Annotated in this window: 24 protein-coding genes and 1 other annotated feature; of the genes, 10 read left to right on the top strand and 14 right to left on the bottom strand. The window is 53.9% G+C overall.

What is annotated here, in order from left to right; genetic code table 11:
- The first annotated feature begins 67 nt into the window (after positions 1-67).
- Both ACLM7Z_RS05670 and ACLM7Z_RS05665 read left to right on the top strand, forming a co-directional pair.
- Entirely contained in the window at positions 68-880 is an 813-nt protein-coding gene (locus tag ACLM7Z_RS05670; protein WP_087018923.1) for an enoyl-CoA hydratase-related protein, read from the top strand.
- A 48-nt stretch (positions 881-928) separates the two neighbouring features.
- Positions 929-1,819 carry a 3-hydroxyacyl-CoA dehydrogenase family protein gene (locus ACLM7Z_RS05665; protein WP_087018925.1) on the top strand — a complete coding sequence of 297 codons (891 nt, stop codon included), beginning with the start codon at positions 929-931 and terminating at the stop codon, positions 1,817-1,819.
- A gap of 427 nt (positions 1,820-2,246) precedes the next feature.
- Here the strand turns inward: ACLM7Z_RS05665 and ACLM7Z_RS05660 are convergent, their stop codons facing one another.
- The gene (locus ACLM7Z_RS05660; RefSeq protein WP_242969827.1) at positions 2,247-2,747 is read right to left on the bottom strand and encodes a nucleoside recognition domain-containing protein; all 501 of its coding nucleotides are present in this window, start codon (positions 2,745-2,747) and stop codon (positions 2,247-2,249) included.
- Between the two features lie 5 nt (positions 2,748-2,752).
- Positions 2,753-3,340, bottom strand: coding sequence for a hypothetical protein (locus tag ACLM7Z_RS05655; RefSeq protein WP_087018929.1), 588 nt, complete (start codon positions 3,338-3,340; stop codon positions 2,753-2,755).
- 78 nt (positions 3,341-3,418) lie between these two features.
- Here ACLM7Z_RS05655 and ACLM7Z_RS05650 point away from each other — a divergent pair, with 78 nt between their 5' ends.
- On the top strand, positions 3,419-3,667 hold the full coding sequence (locus ACLM7Z_RS05650) for an AbrB/MazE/SpoVT family DNA-binding domain-containing protein (protein ID WP_087018931.1): 249 nt from the start codon (positions 3,419-3,421) through the stop codon (positions 3,665-3,667).
- Positions 3,668-3,732: 65 nt separating this feature from the next.
- On the opposite strand, the gene ACLM7Z_RS05645 is transcribed toward ACLM7Z_RS05650, so the two are convergent.
- On the bottom strand, positions 3,733-3,996 hold the full coding sequence (locus tag ACLM7Z_RS05645) for a sporulation transcriptional regulator SpoIIID (RefSeq protein WP_087018933.1): 264 nt from the start codon (positions 3,994-3,996) through the stop codon (positions 3,733-3,735).
- 189 nt (positions 3,997-4,185) lie between these two features.
- Entirely contained in the window at positions 4,186-6,003 is a 1,818-nt protein-coding gene (locus ACLM7Z_RS05640; protein WP_165761090.1) for an S-layer homology domain-containing protein, read from the bottom strand.
- Positions 6,004-6,257: 254 nt separating this feature from the next.
- Between ACLM7Z_RS05640 and trkA the strand changes: the two genes are divergently transcribed.
- Entirely contained in the window at positions 6,258-7,646 is a 1,389-nt protein-coding gene (trkA, locus tag ACLM7Z_RS05635) for a Trk system potassium transporter TrkA (protein ID WP_087018937.1), read from the top strand.
- Between the two features lie 9 nt (positions 7,647-7,655).
- Entirely contained in the window at positions 7,656-9,128 is a 1,473-nt protein-coding gene (locus ACLM7Z_RS05630; protein ID WP_087018939.1) for a TrkH family potassium uptake protein, read from the top strand.
- A 59-nt stretch (positions 9,129-9,187) separates the two neighbouring features.
- Here the strand turns inward: ACLM7Z_RS05630 and ACLM7Z_RS05625 are convergent, their stop codons facing one another.
- From ACLM7Z_RS05625 to ACLM7Z_RS05615, 3 genes are all read right to left on the bottom strand, one after another.
- The gene (locus tag ACLM7Z_RS05625; RefSeq protein WP_087018941.1) at positions 9,188-9,448 is read right to left on the bottom strand and encodes a helix-turn-helix domain-containing protein; all 261 of its coding nucleotides are present in this window, start codon (positions 9,446-9,448) and stop codon (positions 9,188-9,190) included.
- Between the two features lie 619 nt (positions 9,449-10,067).
- Positions 10,068-10,640 (bottom strand): NAD(P)H-dependent oxidoreductase, encoded by a 573-nt coding sequence (locus tag ACLM7Z_RS05620; protein WP_435645670.1) that lies wholly within the window; start codon positions 10,638-10,640, stop codon positions 10,068-10,070.
- Positions 10,641-10,748: 108 nt separating this feature from the next.
- On the bottom strand, positions 10,749-11,753 hold the full coding sequence (locus tag ACLM7Z_RS05615) for a Gfo/Idh/MocA family oxidoreductase (RefSeq protein WP_435645669.1): 1,005 nt from the start codon (positions 11,751-11,753) through the stop codon (positions 10,749-10,751).
- 338 nt (positions 11,754-12,091) lie between these two features.
- On the opposite strand from ACLM7Z_RS05615, the gene ACLM7Z_RS05610 reads away from it, so the two are divergent.
- The 5 genes from ACLM7Z_RS05610 (at position 12,092) to ACLM7Z_RS05590 (ending at position 17,884) form a co-directional block, all read left to right on the top strand.
- Entirely contained in the window at positions 12,092-13,624 is a 1,533-nt protein-coding gene (locus ACLM7Z_RS05610; RefSeq protein ID WP_087018947.1) for a sodium:solute symporter family protein, read from the top strand.
- 73 nt (positions 13,625-13,697) lie between these two features.
- Positions 13,698-13,940, top strand: a binding site (T-box leader).
- A gap of 53 nt (positions 13,941-13,993) precedes the next feature.
- The gene (locus ACLM7Z_RS05605; protein WP_242969817.1) at positions 13,994-15,157 is read left to right on the top strand and encodes a YkvI family membrane protein; all 1,164 of its coding nucleotides are present in this window, start codon (positions 13,994-13,996) and stop codon (positions 15,155-15,157) included.
- On the top strand, positions 15,154-16,239 hold the full coding sequence (locus tag ACLM7Z_RS05600) for an iron-containing alcohol dehydrogenase family protein (protein ID WP_205703618.1): 1,086 nt from the start codon (positions 15,154-15,156) through the stop codon (positions 16,237-16,239). The genes ACLM7Z_RS05605 and ACLM7Z_RS05600 overlap by 4 nt, the downstream gene beginning before the upstream one ends.
- Positions 16,240-16,358: 119 nt before the next feature.
- Positions 16,359-17,039 (top strand): YczE/YyaS/YitT family protein, encoded by a 681-nt coding sequence (locus ACLM7Z_RS05595; protein ID WP_087018951.1) that lies wholly within the window; start codon positions 16,359-16,361, stop codon positions 17,037-17,039.
- Positions 17,036-17,884 (top strand): amidohydrolase family protein, encoded by an 849-nt coding sequence (locus ACLM7Z_RS05590; protein ID WP_242969818.1) that lies wholly within the window; start codon positions 17,036-17,038, stop codon positions 17,882-17,884. The genes ACLM7Z_RS05595 and ACLM7Z_RS05590 overlap by 4 nt, the downstream gene beginning before the upstream one ends.
- A 122-nt stretch (positions 17,885-18,006) precedes the next feature.
- Here the strand turns inward: ACLM7Z_RS05590 and ACLM7Z_RS05585 are convergent, their stop codons facing one another.
- From ACLM7Z_RS05585 to spoVG, 7 genes are all read right to left on the bottom strand, one after another.
- Positions 18,007-19,314, bottom strand: a complete 1,308-nt coding sequence (locus ACLM7Z_RS05585; protein ID WP_087018953.1) for a phenylacetate--CoA ligase family protein — start codon at positions 19,312-19,314, stop codon at positions 18,007-18,009.
- 55 nt (positions 19,315-19,369) lie between these two features.
- On the bottom strand, positions 19,370-19,945 hold the full coding sequence (locus ACLM7Z_RS05580) for an indolepyruvate oxidoreductase subunit beta (RefSeq protein ID WP_205703625.1): 576 nt from the start codon (positions 19,943-19,945) through the stop codon (positions 19,370-19,372).
- 12 nt (positions 19,946-19,957) lie between these two features.
- Complete coding sequence (gene iorA / locus ACLM7Z_RS05575; protein ID WP_087018957.1) at positions 19,958-21,685, bottom strand: indolepyruvate ferredoxin oxidoreductase subunit alpha; 1,728 nt, start codon at positions 21,683-21,685, stop codon at positions 19,958-19,960.
- A gap of 70 nt (positions 21,686-21,755) precedes the next feature.
- Positions 21,756-22,049 (bottom strand): YerC/YecD family TrpR-related protein, encoded by a 294-nt coding sequence (locus tag ACLM7Z_RS05570; RefSeq protein ID WP_087018959.1) that lies wholly within the window; start codon positions 22,047-22,049, stop codon positions 21,756-21,758.
- 210 nt (positions 22,050-22,259) lie between these two features.
- Positions 22,260-23,897, bottom strand: coding sequence for a class I adenylate-forming enzyme family protein (locus ACLM7Z_RS05565; RefSeq protein WP_087018961.1), 1,638 nt, complete (start codon positions 23,895-23,897; stop codon positions 22,260-22,262).
- A gap of 166 nt (positions 23,898-24,063) precedes the next feature.
- Complete coding sequence (locus tag ACLM7Z_RS05560) at positions 24,064-25,260, bottom strand: MGDG synthase family glycosyltransferase (RefSeq protein ID WP_087018963.1); 1,197 nt, start codon at positions 25,258-25,260, stop codon at positions 24,064-24,066.
- Between the two features lie 107 nt (positions 25,261-25,367).
- A complete protein-coding gene (gene spoVG / locus ACLM7Z_RS05555) occupies positions 25,368-25,637 on the bottom strand; it encodes a septation regulator SpoVG (RefSeq protein ID WP_087018965.1) in 270 nt (89 codons plus the stop codon).
- Positions 25,638-25,731: the final 94 nt, after the last annotated feature.

Genomic DNA, 25,731 nt, shown 5'->3' with positions numbered 1-25,731 from the left:
GCGGGAAGGCGGAGCATCCGTCTTCCCCTCCTCCCGTGACACAGACATAAAAGGAGATCTTTTACCAATGACTGACGTAAAGGTAGAGAAAAAGGGTAACGTAGCAGTTGTTACCATCGATCATATGCAGGCAATGAACGCCCTGAGCACCGACATGTATGCACAGCTGGAGGAGGCATTCGACTCCGTTGCAGCGATGGAAGACGTTTATGCCGTTGTCCTGACCGGTTCCTCCCGTGTCAACAAGAAGGGCAAGACCGTTCAGTCCTTCGTAGCAGGCGCTGACATCTCCCAGATGTCCACCATGACCGTTGCAGAAGGCAAAGCATTCGGCAACGACTCCAACCGTGTATGCTGGAAGATCGAGAACTTCAAGCGCCCGGTTATCGCTGCAATCAACGGCTTCTGCCTCGGCGGCGGCTGCGAGCTGGCTATGTCCTGCGACATCCGTCTGGCTTCCGCAAACGCTTGCTTCGGTCAGCCTGAGGTTGGTCTGGGCATCACCCCGGGCTGCGGCGGCACCCAGAGACTTGCTCGCCTCGTAGGTCTCGGCAAGGCAAAGGAAATGCTGTACACCGCACGCGGCAACTACACAGCTCAGGACGCAAAGGACATGGGTCTGGTCAACGAAGTATACGAGACCGTTGAAGAGCTGGAAGAGGCTGCTCTCGCTCTGGCACAGGAAATCGCTGCTCAGGCTCCGATCGCAGTCGCTCTGGTCAAGGAAGCTGTCAATGTTGGCATGCAGACCGACCTGAACTCTGCTCTGAAGCTGGAGGGCAACTGCTTTGGCGAATGCTTCGCTACCGAGGATCAGAAGTATGCAATGGCTCATTTCGTAAACAAGAGCCGCGAGCCGAAGGTATTCCAGAACAAGTAATTCGATTCATCACTTGAGACTTGAGATTGAGATAGGAGATTGAGAAACATGAAGGTTACTGTATTTGGTGCCGGCAACATGGGTGCCCGCATTGCTGAAGTTTTCCTGAAGGCTGGCCATGCTGTCACCCTGATTGATATCAAAGAGCAGTTCTGCGAAGGCGGCAAGAAGCGCATCGAGGGCGACCTCGCAGGCGGCGTCAAGAGAGGTAAGATGACCCAGGAGCAGATGGATGCATGCCTGGCTAATCTGACCCTGTCCGTTGACCGCCAGGATGCCGCTGGCTCTGACTTCGTCATGGAAGTTATTCTGGAAAGAATGGATCTCAAGAAGGAGCTTCTGGAAGAGCTCGATTCCATCCTGCCGGAAGACTGCATCATCGGCACCAACACCTCCGCCCTTTCCATCACGGAGATCTCGAACGCTGTTCCGAACCGCTCTGACAAGGTTGTCGGCTGCCACTTCTTCAATCCGGCTCACATCATGAAGCTGGTTGAGGTTACCAAGGGTCTCAAGACCTCTGAGGAGACCTTCAAGAAGGCTTATGACATCATGGCTTCCCTCGGCAAGACCCCGGTACAGGTCAACGAGGGCCCGGGTTTTGTTGTCAACCGCATTCTGATCCCGATGATGAACGAAGCCATCGGCATCTATGCAGACGGCATCGCATCCCCGTCCGACATCGACCTGGCTATGCAGAATGGCGCTGGCATGAAGTCCGGCCCGCTGCACACTGCGGATCTGGTTGGCCATGACATCAACCTCGCAATCATGAACACCCTCTTCACTGAGACCGGCGACCCGAAGTATCGCCCGCATCCGCTGCTGAAGAAGATGGTTCGCGCAGGTTATCTGGGCGTCAAGACCGGCAAGGGCTTCTTCACCTATGATGGCCCGTTCGGCAAGGAAATCCCCGGCGGTGACCTGACGATCAAGTAAAAACAATCGAGTTTGTTTCTGTCCTCCGCAGCTTTTGGCTGCGGAGGATTTTTTATTTATATTTTGCTCCCTGCCGCGCAGATAGATGGCAAAATTTGCCTTTTTCGCTGTGATTCGTTAAATTTTTTAATATCAACTGTTTCATTCGAGACATTTTTTCGGATTTTTGTGCAATTTTTTCGTAATTTTTGCCGCGCAGATATCCATTTTTTTCAAATTTTTTATCCGGAAATTTGAGGTTTTTTCCGGTTTTTCCCTTGTTTTGGCAAAAAAATTGTATATTTTATACATTATTTTGAGTAAATCATTTTCTTTTCTTGTACGATAACAAAAATTTTGCTTTCGAGAGCAGGATCATACATTTTTATATTGAAAATATACCATATTTACGGCATAATATAATTAAAAAATAGGGACTTTTGTCCGATTATCCCAGCCAACGCACACAAACAACAGCAGAAATGAACGCTGTAAGGTCTGCAATAAACGCCGCAGGAATTGCATATCTTGTCCGTTTCAGCTGTAAATGACCGCAGTAAATGCCAATCGTGTACATACTGGTCTCAGAGGCGCCCAGCATGACGGCGGCAACCCGTCCGGCATAGCTGTCCACCCCGCAGGTGCGCATGATTTCCTGTCCGAGCGCCAGCCCGCCGCTGCCGCTGAGCGGCTTGAGCAGCACCAGCGCTGCACAGTCTGCCGGTATCCCGGCGAGCGAAAGCAGCGGCTGCATGGCCTGTCCTGCCAGATCGATAAAGCCCGAAGCGCGCAGCATGGTCACTGCCGTCAGCAGCGCGATCATCGTCGGCAGGATGCTCACTGCCGTGCGCAGGCCGCTCTCCACGCCGCGCAGGAAAACCGGAAACACATCGGTTCCCTTTGCCAGTGCATGCACGCCGACAAAGGCAATCAATGCCGGAACCAACATCGCGTTCACGGCTCACGCTCCTTTCTCAGACGGGCAAACAGCCGCGCCGCCGCAAGCCCCGCTGCCACCGAACAGACGGACGCCCCCCACACGGCCGGCATGATGTCGAACGGCTGCTGTGCCCCCAGCGAGGCACGCACGGCTGCCACTGTCGTTGGAATCAACTGGATGGATGTCGTATTGAGCACGACAAAGGTCAACACCTCATCCGGTGTCCCCCTGCGCCCATACAGGTCATACAGCCTGTCTGCTGCGCGCAGGCCGATCGGCGTAGCTGCATTGCTCAGTCCCAACAGGTTCGCCGTGACGTTCGCAGCGATACATTCCATGGTTTCGCGGTCACGCGACGCGCGGTGGAACAGCAATGAAAGCGGGCGACGAAGCACCGATGTGATTTTTTCACACAAACCGGACTGCTGCATCAGTTCCATGACACCGGACCACAATCCCATGAGTCCGACGATGGACAGACACAGCGTAACCGCCTGGTTTGCGCCACCGGTGACTGCGGCAGATACTTCCGCAGTGCGCCCGGTCACACAGGCCGTTATGCACGCCAGCACCATCAGGCTGACCCACAGATAATTCATCATACTAGTTTCACCCTTTCCCTGCTAACACCGCACTCGTTAGCAGCATAATTTTGTACTTATAATAAGGAAGTGATTGCAATGAAATCTACCGGAATTGTACGAAAAGTTGACGAGCTCGGCCGCATCGTTCTCCCCATTGAGCTTCGCAGGACACTTGATATCGAGGTTAAGGATTCGTTGGAAATTTATGTCGACGGCTCCCAGATTATATTGAAGAAATACGAACCTGCCTGTGTATTCTGCGGCAATGCGAAGGATGTCATAAACTTTAAAGGGAAAAACATCTGCCGCAGCTGCCTGCATGAGCTGATGCACACGGAGGGGTGATTGTGCGCACAAGCGTATGGAAAGACATACGGGAACCGGTATCCGGTTCCCGTATTTTTTTGCGTTCAGGATGCACCGTCGTCCTCTCCGCGGTATTTCCGCCGGGTTGCCATCCCGCCACGGATGTGGCGCTCCTCCTTGTTTCGCATAAGCACCTCATGTGCCTGCGTGTATAATGGTAAATTCAAGTGATACAGTCGTTCTGTGATATCCTTATGAACGGTCGACTTGCTCACGCCGAACCTTGCTGCGGTCTGCCGCACGGTCGCACCAGTCTCTATCATATACTGTGCCAGCATAACGGCCCGTTCTTCCGGCTGTCCCTTCACATATTTCCCCTCCCGACATGACTTTGTGCTTCATGTCTATGTGAGGGCACTGTGTTTTATACATTTTCTGACGCATTGCAGAAAAAAGACGCAGATTTCCATTTTGGAAAAATCTGCGTCTTTTGTGTGTCCGAACTGGAACCGACGTTCGTTCCGGTTCGGATTTTTATACAGCCTGTCTTCCCGCACTCACGTACCGAAGTAGGAAAAATGCATGTAATCCTTCGAGCTGTTGAACGTGCCGCCCCAACGGAAGCCGTATTTGTTGAAGGTCTTGACCACAATGCCATCTGACGGAATGGAATACGGGTCAACACCCGGCTTCCAATACGATCCGACCATTGCTGTTCCATCGTTTTTGCACTGGTAATTTTCATCCGGATTGATATCCAGCGCCGTGCCGAGGCAGTGCTCCGAGCTTGAATTATCTCCGCGCCACGCATAACCGCCAATCGAATAGATCGGGAATTTTTCTCCGCTGGCATAGATTTCCGCAAAAATCTGCTCGATGGTATCGACCAGTGCAATATGAATTTTGAATTTCAGTGTACGCGTATACTTTACGCCCTTGGAATTGATGTCCCATACCTTGACGGTCACCGAAGTCTGGAATTGCTCCGCCTGTGTCTTGCTGGCATATTTGCGTTCTGTTGCCCCGTCACCGAAAATGCGCGCCATACGCTCGTCATACGTTTCGTCGCTGCTGGTCAGTGCCGATCTGCCAGACGGTTCCAGATATTGCATCAGCATAGTCGCTGTTTCCGCACGGGTGGCATTGCCTTTCGGACGGAGCAACAGCTTTCCGTTTTCATTGCTGCCGCTGATAATGCCGCTGCGGATTGCCCAGAGCATCGCATCTTTCGCCCATGCAGATACATTTCCTGCATCGGAAAACCGGATTGTACCGCCGACAAACGGCGCGCCTGCGTCCCGATACAGGAACACGGCAAACTGCTCGCGTGTCACCCGTGCTTCCGGGTCAAATTTTCCATCGCCTGTGCCAGCGGTGACCCCGTTACCGCTCGCCCACTGCACCGCATCATAATACCAAGCATCCGGCGCGACATCCTCGAAGTCCTGTCCGGTTACGGCCTTGTACGTCCCGCACGCCTTTGTATTGGCATACAAGATCTGCACTGCCATCGCGCGGGTCAGCGCATTGTTCGGCATAAACAAGCCTTTATCACCTACCATCAGCTCGTTGTCATAGACGTACTGTACCTTATCGTAAAACCAGTGCTGTCGGGTGACATCGGCAAACAGCTCGTCCACCGGTGCAAGCACTCGGTCGGGATTCCAGCTGCGCCAGCGGATGGTACCGCCATATTGCGTCTTGTTCTGCAGCACAGCATCCCAACCGCTGCCTTCCGCCGGATAATGCACGGTTGCCGTCACATCCTCAAAAATATCATCGCCAAGTGCAGGCGCTGCACCGCGGAAATACAGGCGCTTCAGACTGCCGCAGCCGCTGAATGCTCCCTGTCCAACCGACTGCACGCCTGCCGGAAGGCTGAACTGCTCCAGATCGGTACAGGATGCAAACGCCCAGCTGCCGATGGTTTGCAGCCCGCTGCCGGGCTCTACCGATTTCAGGCTGTAGCACGCATAAAATGCATCTCTGCCAATTGACTTCACGCTGTCCGCAATCGTCACTTCTTCCAGATTTTCACACCAGCTGAACGCATCGTCCGCAATGCTGGTCACGCCATCTGCAACGACAAGCTGTTTGATCGAAGCACAGCTGTCCTGCCAGCCGAATGCACCGTCCGCCATCTCACCTGTGCCGGAAATGGTGAGTGTTCCGGTGTTGTCCAGCTTCCATGTCAGGTTTGTACCACACGCGCCGCCGGAAGCGCCCTTTTCCTGCGTCATCTGCTGTACAAATGCGGGAATCTGCTCGGCCACATTGTCGCTGTACACGGCACTGCTGTCCGCTGCAAACGCAGGCATCGTGCCTGCCAGCAGGAAAACAGCACTCATATACCCTGCCAGTATCCTGTTTTTCATACGATTTCCTCCCTTTTTTGTGCAAAGATACACCTTCATTATACCGGTTTTCCGATAGGCTGACAAGCATTCCCTTTGCTGCCGGCTGCCGCATAAACAGACAGATATCCCCTGTTTCCACACACCGCGGGGAGAAATTTAGCGGTGATTTTGCAGATTACTGATGCTTTTTTTGTCGCGGAGTGGTATAGTATGATTGGATATTATCCTGCATTTTCTCTGCCGAACCGGCAGACAAGGAGGTAACCGGAACCATGCTGAAAAAAAAGGGGCCTGCTGCGCAGGGCCTGAAAATAATTATTGTCGGCTGCGGCAAGGTCGGTTCGACGCTTGTCCAGCAGCTCAGCCGCGAAGGGCACGACATCACCATCATTGACAAAGATGCCGCGGCAATTACCGAGCTTGCCAATCTCTATGATATCATGGGTATCGTCGGCAACGGCGCAAGCTACAGTGTCCAGATCGAGGCCGGTATCAAAAACGCCGATCTGCTCATCGCCGTGACGGATTCGGATGAGCTGAACCTGCTCTGCTGCACGATTGCAAAGCGTGTGGGTGACTGCTCTGCCATTGCGCGCGTGCGCACACCGGATTACAGCCAGGAGGTTGGCTATCTGCGCGACCGTCTCGGCCTCGCCATGATTATCAATCCGGAGCTGGAGGCTGCCCGCGAAGCAGCACGCATTCTGTACCTGCCGACCGCGCTGGAGGTCAACTCATTTGCGCACGGACAGGCGGAGATGATTAAATTTAAAATCCCGGAAGGCAACATCCTCGACGGTATGACCATCGCCTATCTCGGTCAGCACATCACCAATGCCGTGCTGATCTGTGCAATTGAACGCGGTGGAGAGGTTTATATCCCGTCCGGTGATTTCCGTATGGCGGAGGGCGATGTCCTTTCTTTTGTCGCACCGCGCAAAATGACACGCTCCTTTCTCGAAGCAGTCGGCTTCAAGACCAACCGCGTCAAAAATGCCATGATTATCGGCGGCGGCAAGAGTGCCTATTATCTCGCGCAGCAGCTGATCCATATGGGTATTGAGGTCAAAATTATTGAGATCAACCGCGCACGCTGTGAGGAACTGAGCATCCTGCTGCCGAAAGCGATTATCATCAACGGCGACGGCACAGACGAAGAGCTGCTCAAAGAAGAGGGCATCCATTATACGGAATCCTTCGTCGCACTGACTGGCATTGACGAGGAAAATATCTTGCTGACGCTGTACGCCAAGCAGGTCTCCAAGGCAAAGGTCATCACAAAGATCAATCGCATTACATTCAAGGGTGTCATCAATCAGCTCGATCTCGGCAGTGTGGTCTATCCGCGCTTTATCACATCAGAGGCCATCATCGCCTATGTCCGCGCGAAAAAGAATTCCACCAACAGCAACATTGAAACACTGTACCACATGTTTGACTCCCGTGTGGAAGCGATTGAATTCCGTGTGGATCAGCCGTCCGCTGTAACAGACCGCGCGCTCATGAATCTTCCGCTCAAGAAAAATCTCCTTGTGGCGTGCATCAACCGCAATGGCCGCATTCTGATCCCCACCGGACAGGACTGCATCAAAGTCGGCGATACGGTCATGATTGTCACCAAGCACGAGGGGCTTGTAGACATCCGCAATATTCTGGAGTGATGCCGTGCCATGAATAAATCAATGATTCGATATATCCTCGGTTCTGTTCTGAAGATCGAGGGCACCCTTCTCCTGCTCCCCTGCCTGACGGCAGTCATTTATCAGGAGTCCGAGGGCATTTATTTTCTGCTGACCGCAGCACTGTGTGTTGCGCTCGGCATGGCAATGACCTTCCGCAAGCCAAAGACCAGTATTTTCTATCTCAAGGAGGGCTGTATTGCCACCTCGCTGAGCTGGATTTTTCTCAGTCTGTTTGGCTGCCTGCCATTTTATATCAGCGGAGAAATCCCGTCGTTTACCAATGCGCTGTTTGAAACCATTTCCGGCTTTACCACAACCGGTGCAAGCATTCTGGAGGATGTGGAGGCGCTGTCGCACTGTACGCTGCTCTGGCGCAGCTTTACACACTGGATCGGCGGCATGGGCGTGCTGGTGTTCCTGCTGGCCATTATCCCGCTGAGCGGCGGCTCCAACATCAATCTGATGCGCGCGGAAAGCCCCGGCCCGTCAGTCGGCAAGCTGGTGCCGAAAATGCGCTATACCGCCCGCCTGCTGTACGGCATCTATATCGGGCTGACTGTAATAGAAATTGTCCTGCTGCTCGCCGGACATATGCCGCTGTTTGATTCGCTGTGTACTGCCTTCGGCACAGCAGGCACCGGCGGCTTTGGTATCAAAAATGACAGCCTGATCGGCTATTCCTCTTATATTCAATGGGTGGTCACGATCTTTATGGTGCTGTTCGGTGTCAACTTCAATGCCTATTATTTCCTGCTGTTCCGCCAGTTCAAAAAAGCACTCAGCATGGAGGAAGTCCGCTATTACTTCCTGATTATCTTCACCGCAGTCGCCGTCATCGCCTTCAACATCCACAGCATGTGTGCGGGCGCATTCGATGCGATTTCCAAGGCAGCCTTTCAGGTGGCATCTATCATCACGACAACCGGCTTTTCTTCGGCGAATTTCGACCTGTGGCCGCAGACAAGCAAGACAATTCTCGTCCTGCTGATGTTTGTCGGCGCCTGTGCGGGCAGCACCGGCGGCGGCATCAAAGTATCCCGTTTCGTCATCCTGTGTAAGACGGTCGTCAAGGAACTCAGCTCCTATATCCACCCCAAAATCATTCGCAAGGTGAAGGTAGACGGCAAGCCGGTGGAACACGAGGTAGTCCGCGCAACCAATGTGTACTTTATCACGTTTATGATCCTGTTTTCCTTCTCAGTTCTCGCACTTTCGTTTGAAGGCAAGGATCTGGTCACGAACTTCACCGCTGTGGCGGCAACCATCAACAACATTGGCCCGGGTCTCGAGCTGGTCGGCCCGACGCAGAACTTCATGCACTTTACTGTATTTTCCAAATATGTGCTGATGTTCGACATGCTTGCGGGCAGACTGGAGCTGTTCCCGCTGCTCATCCTGTTGCACCCGACCGTGTGGAAGGACATGCTCTCCCAACGCAGGCCAAAAAAATTGGACAGATAAAAACAGAAATGACGTTTTCCGAAAGCATTCTTCCGGAGAACGTCATTTTTTTACTCTTTTTATTGTGCCGCGGCGTCTTTCGGCCGCACATATTCAATCAGTTCGCCCACACCAATGTCAAGATACCAGCACAGCTTACAGATCAGTCCCGCATCCAATCTCTGAAATTCGTCGCGGCAATAGCGGTTGAAATTTGCGCGCGGAATATCCAATGCCTTGCAGACCTGATTTTTAGAAATCCCACGCTCCTTCAAAATCTGCTCAATGCGGAAGGTCAGTTTGCCATAATCGGTATCCAGTGGTAATTCTTCGTGATTCATACTATGTTCCCTCTTTACTTTCCTGAGAACAGTATATATAATAAATGCATATTCCATAATTCATTATTTAACAATTCACTTTACAGTACCTTACTATATAGTGAACTTATATATATATATACGGAAGAACCACAATGAATCAAACATGTGCATTTTTTGGTCATCGGGATATCTGCACGGATATCTGCGTGCCGCTGGAAGTTCAAATTCGCCGCGTGTGACAGAGTTTGGCGTTTCTACCTTTTGGTGCGGCGGCATGGGCGCATTTGACATGTTCGCTGCAAGCGCTGTGAAGCACTTGCAAACAGAATTTCCCCATCTGCGTCTCCTGCTGGTGCTCGCCTATCTTCCTGCGCAGAGTGCAGAAATTCCCGACATATACGATGGATCCCTCTACCCGTAAGGTCTGGAAACCGTCCCCCGACGCTTCGCTATCACGAAAAGAAACCAATGGATGGTAAATCACTGTGATCTGCTTCTCACTTGTGTCAACTGCACCTGCGGAGGGGCATATACAGCCTTTCATTCTGCCATACAGAAGGGAAAACCGGTCATCAATCTCGGCAGTCTCTCCGAATAAAAACAGGCGCGCGGCGGTTCACTCCGCTGCGCGCCCCTGTTATGCCAGCAGCTCCGCTTCTGCCTGTTTCAGAATTGCTTCGGCATCCGCGCCGACAATGTCCAGCCCTTCCGCGCGGAATTCCTGTGTTTGCGCAATGCCGAACAGCCCGGCCAGTGCACGGACATAGTCATATCCGAAATTATTTTCTCCGATGAAGCCGCCTGCCGTCGTGATATAGGTGAGGCGCTTTGCGCGGCACAATCCCTCCGGCGTGCCGTCCACCTGATACCGGAAGGTCAGGCCGACAATACTGACCGCCTCCAGATAGCATTTCAGCGCCGCAGGAAAGCTCATATCCCAATACGGCGCGGCGATGACAATTTCATCCGCCTTGCGGAAATCACGCGCATAGCGGAACATATCATGCTCCAGATGCCCTTCACTGATCAGGCGGTCACGGCGGGCAAGCGAACCGGTATCCAGACCACGCAGCCCTTCTTCCTCCAGAATGGCCTCTTTCACCTCATACGGTTCCTCCCGGCACAGCCGGACAACAAACGCACGCCCCAGGCGGTTGGTACGCGAGGTCTCGCGCCGCACGCACGCATTGACAAACAACAGCTTTTTCAAAATCGTTCCCTCCGATACAGCTTCCTTCCAAATAGTATACCACAAATACGCCGTGCGATACAAAAAGCCGCAGCCTGTTTCCAGACCACGGCAATCTCTTATATTTGGTTACTTCTTTCCGTCGAGATACGCCTGATGCAGCTGCAAGCAGAATTTCAGGCCCATTGTGCCGTCGTGTGCGGTGGCTTCCGGTTTGCGCCCGGTGCGCACGCAGTCGACAAAATCATTCATCTCTGCCTCAAACGCATCGCGCCAGCGCGCAAGGAAACTCTCCTGGCATTCCTCGACATACCCTGCCTCGGTGAACGACGAGACATAGTTTTTGCGCGGCACACTGTTGACGCGAATGGTTCCCTTTGTGCCGACAATTTCACTCTCAACATGACTGCATGTTGCGGTTCTGCCGACCTGAATAAAGGCAGTCGTATTGTTGTCGAACTTTGTCAGCGAGAAGCCGTTGTCGTAGTCGTTGTAATCCGCGAGTTCCGTGCACACATAGGCATCACCGGTCGCATACGACTCCACCGGCTCGCCTTCAAGGAACCAGCGCGCGAGGTCTGCATCATGACTGCCCATCTCGATGAACCACGGAACATAAATGCCCTTTTTAACGCCCTCCAGATGTCCCGGCAGGACAGAAGCCGGGTCGAGTGAAACGCCCTTAAATGCAATCGGCGTGCCAATGACACCTGCCCGAATCTTTTGCTTTGCGTCCGCATAAGACGGGTCAAAGCGGCGCATAAAGCCAACCGTAAAGAACTTGCCTGTATTTTCTGCCGCCGCCTGTTCGATCTCCGCACAGTCTTCCAATGTCTTTGCCAGCGGCTTTTCGCAGAATACATGCTTGTTTGCATGGCAGGCAGCCAGGCATGCCTCCTTGTGTGCATCTGCGCCGGTCGCCACAACAATCGCGTCAATGTCCGGATTTGCCACCATATCTGCGACGTTCGTATAGCCGAGTGGAATATGAAATTCCTCCTGTACGGCCTTTACCTTGCTCTCCGTGCGCGCACACACCGCAAGCACCTCCGCATACGGATTGCGCACAAGGTTTGTCAGATGCATTTTTCCCATCATGCCGATGCCGACAACGCCAAATGTTACCTTTTTCATATTCTTCTTTCATATTCTTCTCTCCTGAATATCCGATTTTCCCGCCTGTTGCGGATGCCAGAAGTGATTGTTTCAATATACCACTTTCTGTAGGTATCGTACTATATTTTCATCGGAAAAGCATTACACATTTGTGCGCAGTTATTACGAAAATATGCTGTCTTTTGAGGCGCCAAAGACGCGCTGTTTTGTAGATGTTGCTGTATCTGTCTGCGTGAAATCAGCTGTTGCGCTTGACTTCATTACTTTTATGTGTTAAAGTATATTTGCTCTGTTACACTTGATAGCCTTATGGCACAGGTGGACAGGCAGTTTCAGAGAAAGAGGGAGGATTTTTTGTGAAGTTACTCGTACTTATCATCTATTTCGCCGTTCTGATCGGCATCGGCCTGTATTGCCGCCGGCATGCAACCGACGTCGATGGCTTTGTCCTCGGCGGACGTTCGGTCGGCCCGTGGCTGACCGCCTTTGCCTATGGCACATCGTATTTTTCTGCCGTCATCTTTGTCGGCTATGCAGGACAGTTTGGCTGGAAATATGGCCTTGCGTCCACCTGGATCGGCATTGGCAATGCGCTCATCGGCTCACTGCTCGCCTGGGTCATCCTCGGACGCCGCACGCGCATCATGACGCAGCACCTGGATTCTGCAACCATGCCGGCATTCTTCGGCACGCGCTTTGACAGCCCGGCACTCAAGGTCGGCGCATCCGTCATTATTTTCATTTTCCTGATTCCGTACACCGCCTCGCTGTACAACGGTCTGTCCCGTCTGTTCGGCATGGCATTCAACATCGATTATACGGTCTGTATCGTCCTCATGGCGATTCTGACTGCCATTTATGTCATTGCGGGCGGCTATATGGCGACCGCAATCAACGATTTTATTCAGGGCATCATCATGCTGGTCGGCATCGTCGCTGTCATTGCCGCAGTTCTGGCGAGCAAGGGCGGCTTTATGGAAGCTGTCCGCGGCCTTGCCGAAATCACCGATGAAACCGCATCCCCCCAGCCGGGTGTCTTCGCATCGTTCTTCGGTCCCGACCCGCTGAATCTGCTCGGTGTCATCATCCTGACCAGTCTCGGCACCTGGGGTCTGCCGCAGATGGTACAGAAATTCTATGCCATCAAGGATGAGGCTGCCATCCAGAAGGGCACCATGATTTCCACCCTGTTCGCACTGGTTGTCTCCGGCGGCTGTTATTTTCTCGGCGGTTTCGGACGGCTGTTCTCCGAACAGATCGACATCGCGGCGGACGGCTATGACGCCGTCATTCCGACCATGCTGTCCAACCTGTCCCCCCTGCTCATCGCGCTGGTTGTCATCCTCGTGCTGTCCGCATCCATGTCTACGCTGTCTTCACTTGTCATGGCATCCAGCTCTACGCTGACCATTGACTTCCTCAAGGGTACGTTCATGAAGAAGATGAACCAGAAGCAGCAGCTGATGTGGATCCGCGCATTTATCTTTGTCTTTATCGCCATTTCGGCTATTATCGCGATTATCCAGTACAAGAGCAACGTCACCTTCATCGCACAGCTGATGGGCATTTCGTGGGGCGCACTCGCAGGTGCCTTCCTCGCGCCGTTCCTGTACGGTCTGTACTGGAAACGCACCTCGAAAGCAGCATGTTGGGTCAGCTTCATCTTTGGCTGTGTCCTGATGGTAGCAAATATGCTGTTCCGTTCGAGTTTCCCGGTTCTGCTCCAGTCCCCGATCAACTGCGGCGCACTGGCCATGATCGCAGGCCTGATTCTCGTTCCGATTGTCAGCCTGTTTACCCCGGCACCCAACCAGCAACTGGTTGAGGAAACCTTCGCCTGCTACAACAAAGACACCGTTGTTCCGCAGAAAACCGCACTCGGCAAATAAAATTCCGCCTTTTCGCTGCAACGCCCTTGCCTTCCCAGCTGTTCTGTGCTAGACTAAAGCTGTTAATCAAACATCCAAACCGATGACTGAGAAGAGTACATATGGCAAAATGGATTCAGAGAACTGCCGGTTGGTGCAAGGCATTCCCGCAGCCATGTCGAATGGACTCAGGAGGGCAAACCGAACGGGAAACCCAGTAGGGGCGACGGAGGACGTCTCCGTTACCAAACGATACACGTAATCGCGTGGAATGAAGTGGGCATAGCGCGCTATGCCAAACCGGGTGGTACCGCAGGAATTCACTCCTGTCCCAGTATTTGGGACAGGAGTTTTTTTATGCCGCTTCTGCCGCGCACAGGAGGTAAGACCATGAAAAATAACCGGACACATGCCCTTGCATGGGGCATCGCCTTCGTCGGCTTCACAACGCAGTTCGGCGGCGGCTTTGCATCAGGCGCACAGATTTACCAGTACTTTATTCATTACGGTATCTGGGGGCTCGTCATGCCGTTTCTCGCACAGTTCCTGATGTCGCTGTTTTACTGGTATGGCATGCGCTATGCCTTCCGCAACAAAACCTATGATTACCGCAGCTTTTCCGACAGTTTTTACGGAAAATTCCGCGTTGTATTCTCCAACCTCTATGAGATCGAATACATTGTCATGATCTGTATGGCGCCCGCCGTCGCCTTTGCCACCGGCGGCGCAACGCTCAACAAGCTGACCGGTCTGCCCTATCTGCTGTGCACGCTGGTCATCGGTATTTTCATCTTCGTTATCACACTGTTCGGCACCGAACTGGTTCGCAAATGCTCCTCTGTGCTGTCCATCCTGATTATTGTCGGACTGCTGCTCGTGCTTGTGCCCAACATCATCGCACAGTGGGACACGATCACGGACTCTGTTCAGCGCATGGCAGCCGGCGCACTCCCGGTCGGCTCACAGCAGAGCGGCAGCTTTGGAAGCGCATTGTGGTCTGCCTGTGTCTATGGAATCTTCCAGATCACTGCCATCGGCCTGATGTATCAGCACACCAGCAAGCTGGAAGAGGAAAAGGATGTCGGCCGTTCGATGATCTACATGTTCCTCGTCGATGCATTTGTCATGGAGCTGGCAGTGGTCGGACTGCTCGCCATTGCCTTCCGTCCGGAGCTGGCGGAATATGACGTTCCAATGCTGCTGCTCGTACAGACCGGTGTTGGTGCAAAAATTCTCACGCCGATTATCTCCATCCTGATTATCCTCGGCGCGGTATCCACCGGTGTCAACATGATTGCTGGCATTGTCACGCGCACCGTCAACCAGCTGGAAAAAAAGCAGGATACCGTTTCCAGCTCGAAGCACCGGCTGTACAGCACGCTCTCCGCACTGGCATTTACACTGCTCGCCTTTGCGGTCGCGCAGTTCGGTTTAATCCCGCTGGTCAAGCGCGGCTATTCGTACATCGGCTACGCGACCATGTTTGTCATCGCCATTCCGTTCATCCTGCATTTTATTGCGGATCACTGTAAGAAGGGAGCTTCTGCCAAATGAAACTGGAGAATTATGAGCTGCATCTCCCGAGCTATTCCATCGGAGATAAAATCTACCGCAACATCGGCCCGGTCTGCTCGTCCTATGGCAAGACTGTCCTTATCATCGGCGGAGAAAAAGCCCTCGCCGCAGCAGAACAGAAAATCCGCGAAGCTGTCGCACAGACGGAACTGGAAATCATCGGCGTGGAGCTGTTCGGTGACGACTGTACCTACCGCAATGTTGAACGCCTGCGTGCACTGCCGGTCTACCGGCAGGCGGACATGGTGTTCGCTGTCGGCGGCGGCAAGGCACTGGATACCAGCAAATGCCTGTGCATTGAAGACGACAAGCCGATTTTCACCTTCCCGACCATCGCATCCAACTGTGCCGCATGTACATCTGTTTCCATCATGTACAACGACGACGGCACATTCCTAAAACCGCATTTCTTCATCCGCCCCGCGATGCACGCCTTTATTGATACGGAAATCATCGCCAAGGCGCCCGCACAGTACATGTGGGCGGGCATGGGTGACACCTATGCGAAATACTATGAAGCGACCATTTCCTCGCGTGACGAGCTTCTGGAGCACTATACGGCACTCGGCGTGAACATCAGCCGCATGTGCCGCGACCCGCTGGTTCGCTTCGGCGCAAAGGCCTTCGCTGACCACAAGCAGGGAATGGTCTCTTATGAGCTGGAGCAGGTCGTACTCGCCATTGTCGTGACGACCGGCATCGCGTCCATTTTCCTGACGCGCGACTTCACGCCGGATTACAACAGCGGCCTTGCGCATGCAGTATTCTATGCGCTCACCGCCTATCCGGTCATCGAACAGCGCCACCTGCACGGCGAAGTCGTCGGCTTTGGCATCCTGATCGCGCTGCTGTGCGATGGGCAGGAGGATGAATTCCAGACCATCTATGCGCTCAACAAAGCGGTCGGGCTGCCCGTCCGGCTGTCAGATATCGAAATTTCCCGCGAACAGTTCGCCGCAATTGAGCCTCAGATCATGCAGATGTCCGACATCCGGCACTATCCATATCCAGTGACGGTGGATATGCTGCGCGCCGCCATCGACCGTCTGGAGCAAATGTAAGCCCTCTTACGCTTTCGTACAAAAAGTGGTATACTGGAGTGTATCCGGTATGCCGCTTTTTTGCCGTATGCCTGTGTTTGATTCATTTATCACCCATCACCAAAGATTCAGGAGTATTCATGCAGAAAAAAGAACTCACCAAACGCTATGTGCTGTTTATCATCAGCCTGTTTTTCGCGGCGCTCGGCGTCGCCATTACCAAAAAGGGAGAACTCGGTGTCTCACCGATTTCCTCCGTCGCCAACGTACTCAGCCTGCGCTTTCCCTCTCTGTCGCTCGGCAACTGGCTGATTTTGTGGAACTGTGTGCTCATCATCGGGCAGATTGTCATTCTGCGCCGGAAATTCCAGTGGATTCAGCTGCTTCAGGTACCGCTGTCCTTCCTGTTCGGCTGGTTTACCGACCTCGGTATGTGGCTGATTTCATGGTTTACCGTCGACGCCTATCCGATGCGCCTGCTGATGGTTGTCATCGGCACAATTGTACTCGGCTTCGGCGTTTCTCTCGCCGTCATTGCGAATGTCATCATGAATTCCGGGGAAGCTTTTGTCAAGGCACTCTCGGATACCATCCATGTGGAATTCGGCAATGTCAAAATCGGCTTTGATATCAGCTGTGTCATTCTCGCAGTGATTTTATCCCTGCTGTTCTTCAATTTTACAATTCAGGGCACACGCGAGGGCACTATTATCGCGGCATGCTGCACCGGACTGGTGGTAAAATTCTTCAGCCGCAGGCTGAAAGCGCCGCTTGATGCCGCACTGACCGGCTGTTCCAATGAGGAGGAACCCATCTCATGATGATTGATTTTCATGCACATACCTTCCCGTCCAAAATCGCGGAGGGTGTGCTGCAAAAGCTCCAAAAGCTGTCGCGTTCCAAGCCCTATACCGACGGCACAACGGACGGGCTGCGCCGTTCGATGGATCGCGCACACATCGATGTTTCCATCCTGCTCCCGGTCATGACCAACACCGGACAGGTGCATAAGCTCAATGAAGCGGCCGCGCGCGCCAATGAGCATTGGCAGGAAACCGGCCTGCTGTCGTTCGGCGGTATGCATCCGGATACGCCGGACTATCGTGCGGAGCTGGCACACGTGCAGGACATGGGACTGCGCGGCATCAAAATCCATCCCGCTTATCAGGATACGGACTTTGATGACATCCGTTTTCTGCGCATCATCGACCGTGCTTCCGAGCTGGGGCTGATTGTCCTGACGCATGCAGGCTGGGACATCGGAATTCCACACCACAACTACTGTACGCCGCAGCAAATCCAACATGTCATGCGCGAGATCGCACCGGACAAGCTGGTACTCGCGCACATGGGCGGCTGGTCGGACTGGAATGCTGTCGAGCAGGAGCTGGCAGGTCTGCCGCTGTATTTCGATACAGCATTTTCCACCGGTGAAATTGTCGCCGCGCCGGGCACGACGCGCACGCCGGAGGAATCACACAATCTGAACCACGCAGCCTTCGCCCGTCTGGTACGCCGCCACGGCACAAAGCGCGTCCTGTTCGCGACCGACAGCCCGTGGAGCGACCAGAAGGAAACGCTGGAGTTTGTCCAAAACGCAGGCTTTTCCGAGGAGGAACTTGCCGATCTTCTGGGAAACAACGCACAAAAGCTGCTCGGCATCTGACGCCTTTCCCGCAAAATAAAAAAACAGCCGGAGCCCTCTGCAAACGAGCAGAGAGCTCCGGCTTCCCCAGAGAAAAAATTTGTCCTGCTGTACCGAGATACAGCGGGACATTTTGTGTTAAATCAGCTCTGGTACAGATTGCGCTTATCGATAACGCGAACCGCCTTGCCCTCACTGCGGGTGATGGTCTTCGGTGCGACCAGCTTGACATCGACGCCAATGCCCAGCATGGATTTCAGGCTGGCAACCAGCTTCTTCTCACGCTGTGCAATCGTGATTTCCAGATCGTCAAACATCTCCTGCGACATCTCAACCTTGACTTCAATCGTATCGCTGTTGTGAACACGGTCAACAATCAGTTCATAGTTTGCCGGATAGCCCTCATTGAGCAGAACGGTCTCAATCTGGGACGGGAATACGTTGACGCCCTTGACAACCATCATGTCATCACTGCGGCCGAGCGGCTTGGACATGCGGATGAACGTGCGTCCGCAGGAACACTGCTCGCGGGTCAGGATCGCAATGTCGCGCGTGCGGTAGCGCAGCAGCGGAAATGCTTCCTTGGTGATGCAGGTGAATACCAGCTCGCCGCGGGAGCCGTCCGGCAGAACTTCGCCCGTTTTCGGATCGATAACCTCTGCAATGAAATGGTCTTCATTGATATGCATGCCGCCCTGCTCCTCGCATTCAAACGAAACGCCCGGGCCGGAAATCTCCGTCAGGCCATAGATATCATACGCCTTAATGCCGAGGTTCTTCTCGATGTCATGGCGCATTTCCTCTGTCCAAGCCTCTGCACCGAAGATACCCGCCTTCAGCTTGATCTTGTCGCGCAGACCGCGCTCGTTGATGCTCTCAGCCAGATATGCCGCATACGACGGGGTGCAGCACAGGATAGTGGAGCCGAGGTCGGTCATAAACTGAATCTGACGATCGGTATTGCCCGAAGACATCGGCAGAGTCAGGCAGCCGACCTTGTGCGAGCCGCCGTTCAGTCCGGGACCGCCGGTGAACAGGCCATAGCCATAGGAGACATGGCAGACATCCTCCTTGGTACCGCCGGCTGCAACGATGGCGCGTGCACAGCACTCTTCCCACAGATCGAGGTCGTGCTGGGTATAGAATGCGACGACACGGCGGCCGGTCGTGCCGCTGGTCGACTGAATGCGCACACAGTCCTCCAGCGGGACTGCCAACAGTCCGTACGGATACTGGTCGCGCAGGTCGTCCTTTGTGATGAACGGCAGCTTATGCAGATCTTCCACACCGTGGATATCATCCGGCGATACGCCTGCGGCATCCATTCTGTCGCGGTAGAACTTCACGTTTTCATAGACATGGTGCACCTGCTTGACCAGGCGTTCGCTCTGCATCTTTTTGATTTCCTCGACCGGCATGGTCTCGATTTCAGGCTGGAAATATTGCTTCATGGGTATCATCCTCTCTCTATCTAAATGGAATACAGCAATTGTTTTAAATTCTATTTTATTCAGCGCGTCCCAGTGCAAAGGCCTTTCTGTTCAGCTCCAGGAACTTCGGCGGGACACAGGCGGTAATGGCATCCTGCCATGCCTGCTCCGGGATATCCTCAAAATAACGCGACAGGCGTCCCATCAGCACAAGGTTGACCGCCTTCGGAGAGCCTGCCTGAACAGCAAGGGAAAGTGCATCCATATCGTCAACCTGTGCGCCCAGTGCGCGCATCTTCTCTACCAGGTCGGCCGGATACTGCGCCGCACCGGTGATAACCGGCATCGGATCGATTTCCTGCGTATTGACGATCACGCGCCCGCCCGGCTTGAGGTATTCCATCCAGCGGGCTGCTTCAAGCTTCTCAAACGAAACGATAAAATCCGCTTCGCCGCGGTCGATAATCGGCGAATAGACAGCATCGCCGAACCGGACATATGTAACCACGCTGCCGCCGCGCTGGCTCATGCCGTGAACCTCGGATACCTTGACGTCATAGCCCTGCTCCAGCAGCAGATGGCCGAGCAGCTTGCTCGCAAGCAGCGAACCCTGACCGCCGACGCCGACAATCATTACATTCTTTGTCATAATTCAGCCACCTCCTCAGGACTTGAGCGCATCGAACGCGCACAGCTGCTGACAGACACCGCAGCCAACACACAGGGTATTGTCAATCACTGCCTTGCCGTTCTTAATGCTGATCGCCGGACAGCCCAGCTTCATGCAGCTGCGGCAGCCGCGGCAAGCATCCGTGTCGACCTTCAGCGGCGGATTGTGCTTGACATATTTGAGCAGCGCGCACGGACGGCGGCTGATGATAACGGACGGCGCGTCCACTGCCAGCTCTTCCTTCACGGCGGTATCAACAGCCTTCAGATCATACGGATCGACAACACGGACGCGGTCAAAGCCCATCGCGCGGCACAGTGCCTCGAGATCAATTTTGCCCGCCGGATCACCCTTGATGTTGTAGCCTGTCGTCGGGTTCTGCTGATGACCGGTCATGCCGGTAATCGAATTGTCCAGAATGATGACGGTGGAATTGCTCTGGTTATAGGCGATGTTGGCAAGGCCGGTCATACCGGAATGCATGAATGTGGAATCGCCGATGACAGCAACCGTCTTGCCCTCAGCTTGTTTGCCAAGTGCCTTGTTGAAGCCATGAATGGAGGAAATCGAAGCGCCCATGCAGAGCGTCATCTCCATGGCGTTCAGCGGCGCCACAGCACCCAGCGTATAACAGCCGATGTCGCCCAGTACGGTGCACTTATTTTTCGCCAGCGTGTAGAACAGGCCGCGGTGCGGACATCCTGCACACATAACCGGCGGACGCGGCGGCATTGTTTCCTCCAGCTTTTTGCTCTCCGGTACCGCAACGCCGAGCTTTTCGGCAATCAGGTTCTGGGAGAATTCGTCCTCCATCGGCAGGACATCCTTGCCGGTGACAGTCAGGCCGAGCTGCTTGCAATGATTTTCAATAATTGGATCCAGCTCCTCGATGACAACCAGCTTGTCCACCTTTGCGGCGAAGTCGAGAATCAGCTTCTCCGGCAGCGGGTTAATCATACCCAGCTTGAGGATGCAGGCGTTGTCGCCAAATACTTCCTTCGCGTACTGATAGCATGTGCTGGAGGTGATGATACCGAGCGCGGTATTCCCCATCTCGACGCGATTGAACTCACAGTCTTCTGCGAACGCGATCAGGTCGCGGGTGCGCTGCTCAACCAGCGGATGACGGCGCTTTGCGTTGCCCGGCATCATGACATACTTTGCGATGTTCTTTTCATACGGCTTTTCCGGCGGCGTCATGCGCTCGCCGGTCTCGACGATGCTCTGAGAATGCGCAACGCGCGTACACATTTTGATAATCACCGGCGTGTCGAACTGCTCGGACAGCTCAAACGCGCGCATGGTAAACGCACGCGCTTCCGCGGAGTCCGACGGTTCCAGCATCGGGATTTTGGAAGCAATCGCATGGTGGCGCGAATCCTGCTCGTTCTGCGAGGAATGCATGCCTGCGTCGTCCGCGACAACGATGACCATACCTGCATTGACGCCCGTATACGAAACGGTGAACAGCGGGTCGGCGGCAACATTCAGGCCGACATGCTTCATGCCGCAGAAGCTGCGCTTGCCTGCCAGACATGCGCCAAATGCAACCTCCATGGCAACCTTTTCATTCGGTGCCCATTCGCAGTACATTTCGTCATATTTTGCGGCCTCTTCTGTGACCTCGGTGCTCGGCGTTCCCGGATAGCTGGAAACCACACTGCATCCTGCTTCATACAGGCCGCGGGCAACCGCCTGATTGCCCAGCATGAGCTGCTTCATAAATAATTCCCTTCCTTTTTTCTATCCATGCCGACGGAAAATCTGATTCCCCGCCGGCACGGCGTTCTGTCTATTCGCTGTCGGAAACCTGCTCGGTGATGCCGCGCAGCACACCCGTCCCGGAGGACAGCATGCGGCTGACCCGGCTGATGGTCGCGCTGCTCGCGCCTGTGCATCCGACAATGTCATTGTAGATTTTGCCCTGTGAGAGCAAAACGGCTACGTCAAAGCGCTGTTCCATCGCCCGCACCTCAGTCGCGGAGCACAGGTCTTCAAAAAAACTGCGGCACTCCTCGACGGTTTTGAGCTTGAGGATATTTTCGTACAAGGCCAGACTCGGCTGTTTGTTGTCCAATTTTGCCATACGGCACTCCTTCCTGTTTACCTCCCCGCGCCGGGGGCGGCAAAATAAACGACGCTTTCAAAAAATAGTTTAACACATTGCCGCACAACAGTAAACTATTTTTTGTGATTTTTCACAAAGAATACCCTGTTTTCCGCCCCTGAATTATCAAAAGCAGCTCCTGTTCCGTACCGCCGGACACAGGAGCCGCATTCGCTTGCGAGATAAAAATTAACCCTGATTTTCCTTTGCGACGAGGTTTTCGACGCTGTACATCTGGCGCAGCTTGGGCTTTTCGATTTTGCCCGTCGGGTTGCGCGGGATATCGTTAAAAATGATCCTGACCGGACGCTTATAGCGCGGCAGCTTGTTGCAGAACTGACGGATTTCTTCCTCCGTACAGGTAAAGCCCTGCTTGATCTCGATGATGGCTGCCGTAATTTCGCCCAGACGCTGATCCGGCATACCAATCACTGCAACATCCTTGATGGACGGATATGCGCGCAGGAAGTCCTCGATCTGTACGGGATAAATATTTTCGCCGCCGCTGATGATGACATCCTTCTTGCGATCCACGAGGAAGATAAAGCCGTCCTCATCCTGCATCGCCATATCACCGGTATACAGCCAGCCGTCGCGCAACACCTCTGCGGTCGCCTTCGGGTCGCGGTAATAACATGTCATAACGCCGGGGCCGCGGACACACAGCTCGCCGACCTCGCCCTGTTTCACCGGCTGATCGTGTTCGTCGACAATCTTTGTCTCCCAGCCAAAGCCCGGTACGCCGATGGCACCGACCTTGTGGATATTCTCCACACCCAGATGAACACAGCCCGGACCGATGGATTCGCTCAGGCCATAGTTGGTATCGTACTGATGATTCGGGAAATATTGCTTCCAGCGGCGGATGAGGGACGGCGGAACCGGCTGTGCGCCGATGTGCATCAGCCGCCACTGATCCAGCTCGTAATCCTCTATTTTAAAATCACCGCGGTCGAGTGCATCCAGAATATCCTGTGCCCACGGCACAAGCAGCCAGACAATGGTACACTTTTCCTTGGACACGGCCTCGAGCACATACTTCGGCTTGGTGCCCTTGAGCAGGACTGCCTTGCCGCCGGAAATCAGACTGCCGAACCAGTGCATTTTCGCGCCCGTATGATACAGCGGCGGGATGCACAGGAAGACATCATCCTTGGTCTGGCCGTGATGCGCCTGCTCGACACGGGCGGAGTGCATCAGGCTTTCATGGTTATGTAAAATCGCCTTCGGGAAGCCGGTCGTACCGGAGGAGAAATAAATGGCAGCGTCATCGTCGTCGCGGATATCAATCAGCGGCGCCTGGCTCGAGCAGTTTGCCGCGAGGGAATTGTAATCCTCTGCGAACATCGGGCAGCCGCCCTCTCCGACATAGAACAGCAGGCGACCCGCGCCCAGCTCATCCGCAATCGGCTCAATGCGCCCGATAAAGTTGCTGCCGAAGACAATGACATCGACCTCCGCCAGCTCAGCACAGTATTTGATTTCATCCGTATCATAGCGGAAATTGAACGGCACGGCCAGCGCGCCTGTCTTGAGCACGCCGAAGTAAATCGGCAGCCACTCGAGGCAGTTCATCAGCAGAATGGCGACCTTATCGCCCTTTTTGACGCCGCGGCTGAGCAACAGATTGGCAAAACGGTTTGCCTTCTCATCGAACACGCGCCAGGTGATTTCACGGCGGTAGCTGGTCGCCGGTGTCGGCTCCATCAGGTCATATTCCTTCCACGTGACGCGGCGAATCTCCTTGATCTCCGGGTTCAGCTCGACCAGTGCAACATCGTCGCCATAGAGCTTGCTGTTTTTCTCCAGTAAATCGGTAATCGGCATGGGTAACTAACCTCTATTCTCTTTATCTGTTCTTTTCTACTTTACTGCGCAACTGTTTTACCAGTAAAAGCAACATATTAAAAGTAACACACTCCCTGTCAAAAGTCAAATGCCTTGCAGGCAGAACGCGGGCGCGCTGATTCCAGTGCGCCCGCGATTGAATTGGTTATGTAGCTGTGTTCAGTGTATCCGGAAGGCTGTCTGCGCCGTCCTGTTGCGGCAGGGCACCGGATTCCCGCTGCTTTACCAGCCCGATGACATAATTGACCAGCTGTTCGGATGCATCCGGATGCCCGATGGCGCGGATGGATTCGCGCACCGTGCGCAGGCGTACCGGATTGTGGAACAGATGGTACAGCGCGTCATCCAACGGAAAGGTCTTGGTCACCAGTGACGCCATGCCGTTGTTGAGCAGGAACTCCACATTGCGTTCCTCCTGTCCCGGAATCGGGTTGACCAGAACCATCGGCACGCCTTTGGCAATTGCCTCGGACACCGTCAGCCCGCCGGGCTTCGTAATAATGCAGTCCGCCGCACTCATGAGCACCTCGACGTTGTCCACAAATCCCATGACCTGTATGGTGCAATCGCCGTCATATTCCTGTGCAAACGCCTTCAGGCGGTTATACGCGCGCTTGTTGTTGCCGCAGACGGCGAGAATCTGACAGCCCAGCCCCAGCTTTGTGATTTGCCGCACCAGCTTGCGGCTGTTGCCATAGCCCATGCTGCCGCCCATGACCAGTACCGTGCGCCGCTCCGGGTCGAGACCCAACTGGGCACAGGCATCTTCTTTGGAAAGATAGCGGTTGAATTTCGGATGAATCGGAATGCCAAGCGGCAGGATGCGTTCCTCCGAAATGCCCCGCTTGACTGCGGTGTGTGTAATCAGCTCACTCGCCGTGACCAGCGCTTCCATGTTCACGACATCCTCCCAGTACGGATGGATACAGTAATCCGTTACGACACCGATGCACGGTGCATCCACCATGTGCCGGTTCTTCATCTCGCTGACCAGATGCGCCGCAAGCACATGCGTGCATACAATAGCATCCGGCTCGAAGTTGTCGACAAAATGCTCAAACTTAAACGCGCCGAGCGTGTTGACAATCTTCACAATGTTCATCTTGTTCAGCTTTTTCCTGTTCTTGGACGTCCTGGTATAAAACAGCCGATATATCTCCGGCGTATATTTGGACGAAAGCAGATATCCCTGTGAAATTGCGGTGCGAACCACCTTGCTGATATATTCATACACATCGACGATCTTTGTCTCTGCACCCCTCTGCTCGAACAGATCCGCCAGCGCCTTTGCCGTGGCATGATGGCCATAGCCTGCTGTAACGGTCAGCAGCAATATTTTCATTATTTCACACTCCTCATGCCCTCTATTCTACCGTATTCCGCAGAGAAGTGCAAACGCTATCTCAGCCGGAAAAAGCCAATTTGTCCGACCGGCTGTGACAGCTTTCGTCATCCATTCCGGCTTTCGACAGTCTGGCGGTACTCCTTCAGCACTGCCTGCTCCAGCTTTTCGCGCATTTCGGAACCTACCGGGTGCACAATATCCCGGTAACGCCCGTCCGGCATGCGGCGCGACGGCATGGCCAGGAACAGCCGCTCCGGCCCGTCGATCACCTTGATGTCATGTACCGCAAACGTGCGGTCAAAGGTCACCGACACCAGTGCGCGCAGGCGTCCTTCCTCATTGAGATGCCGGAACTGAATGTCTGTAATTTCCATTTGTGGTACTCCTTTTACCATATTGTAACCATTTTTCTTGTCTGAACCTATTTATATTCTGAACGATTTGTCATATAATATACGTGGTTTTTCC

Origin of the sequence: Butyricicoccus porcorum (assembly GCF_051246315.1) — a bacterium.
GTDB classification, from domain to species: Bacteria; Bacillota; Clostridia; order Oscillospirales; family Butyricicoccaceae; genus Butyricicoccus_A; species Butyricicoccus_A porcorum.
The sequence above is the reverse complement of the archived record's forward strand: the minus strand, read 5'-3'. Positions and strand labels throughout refer to the sequence as shown.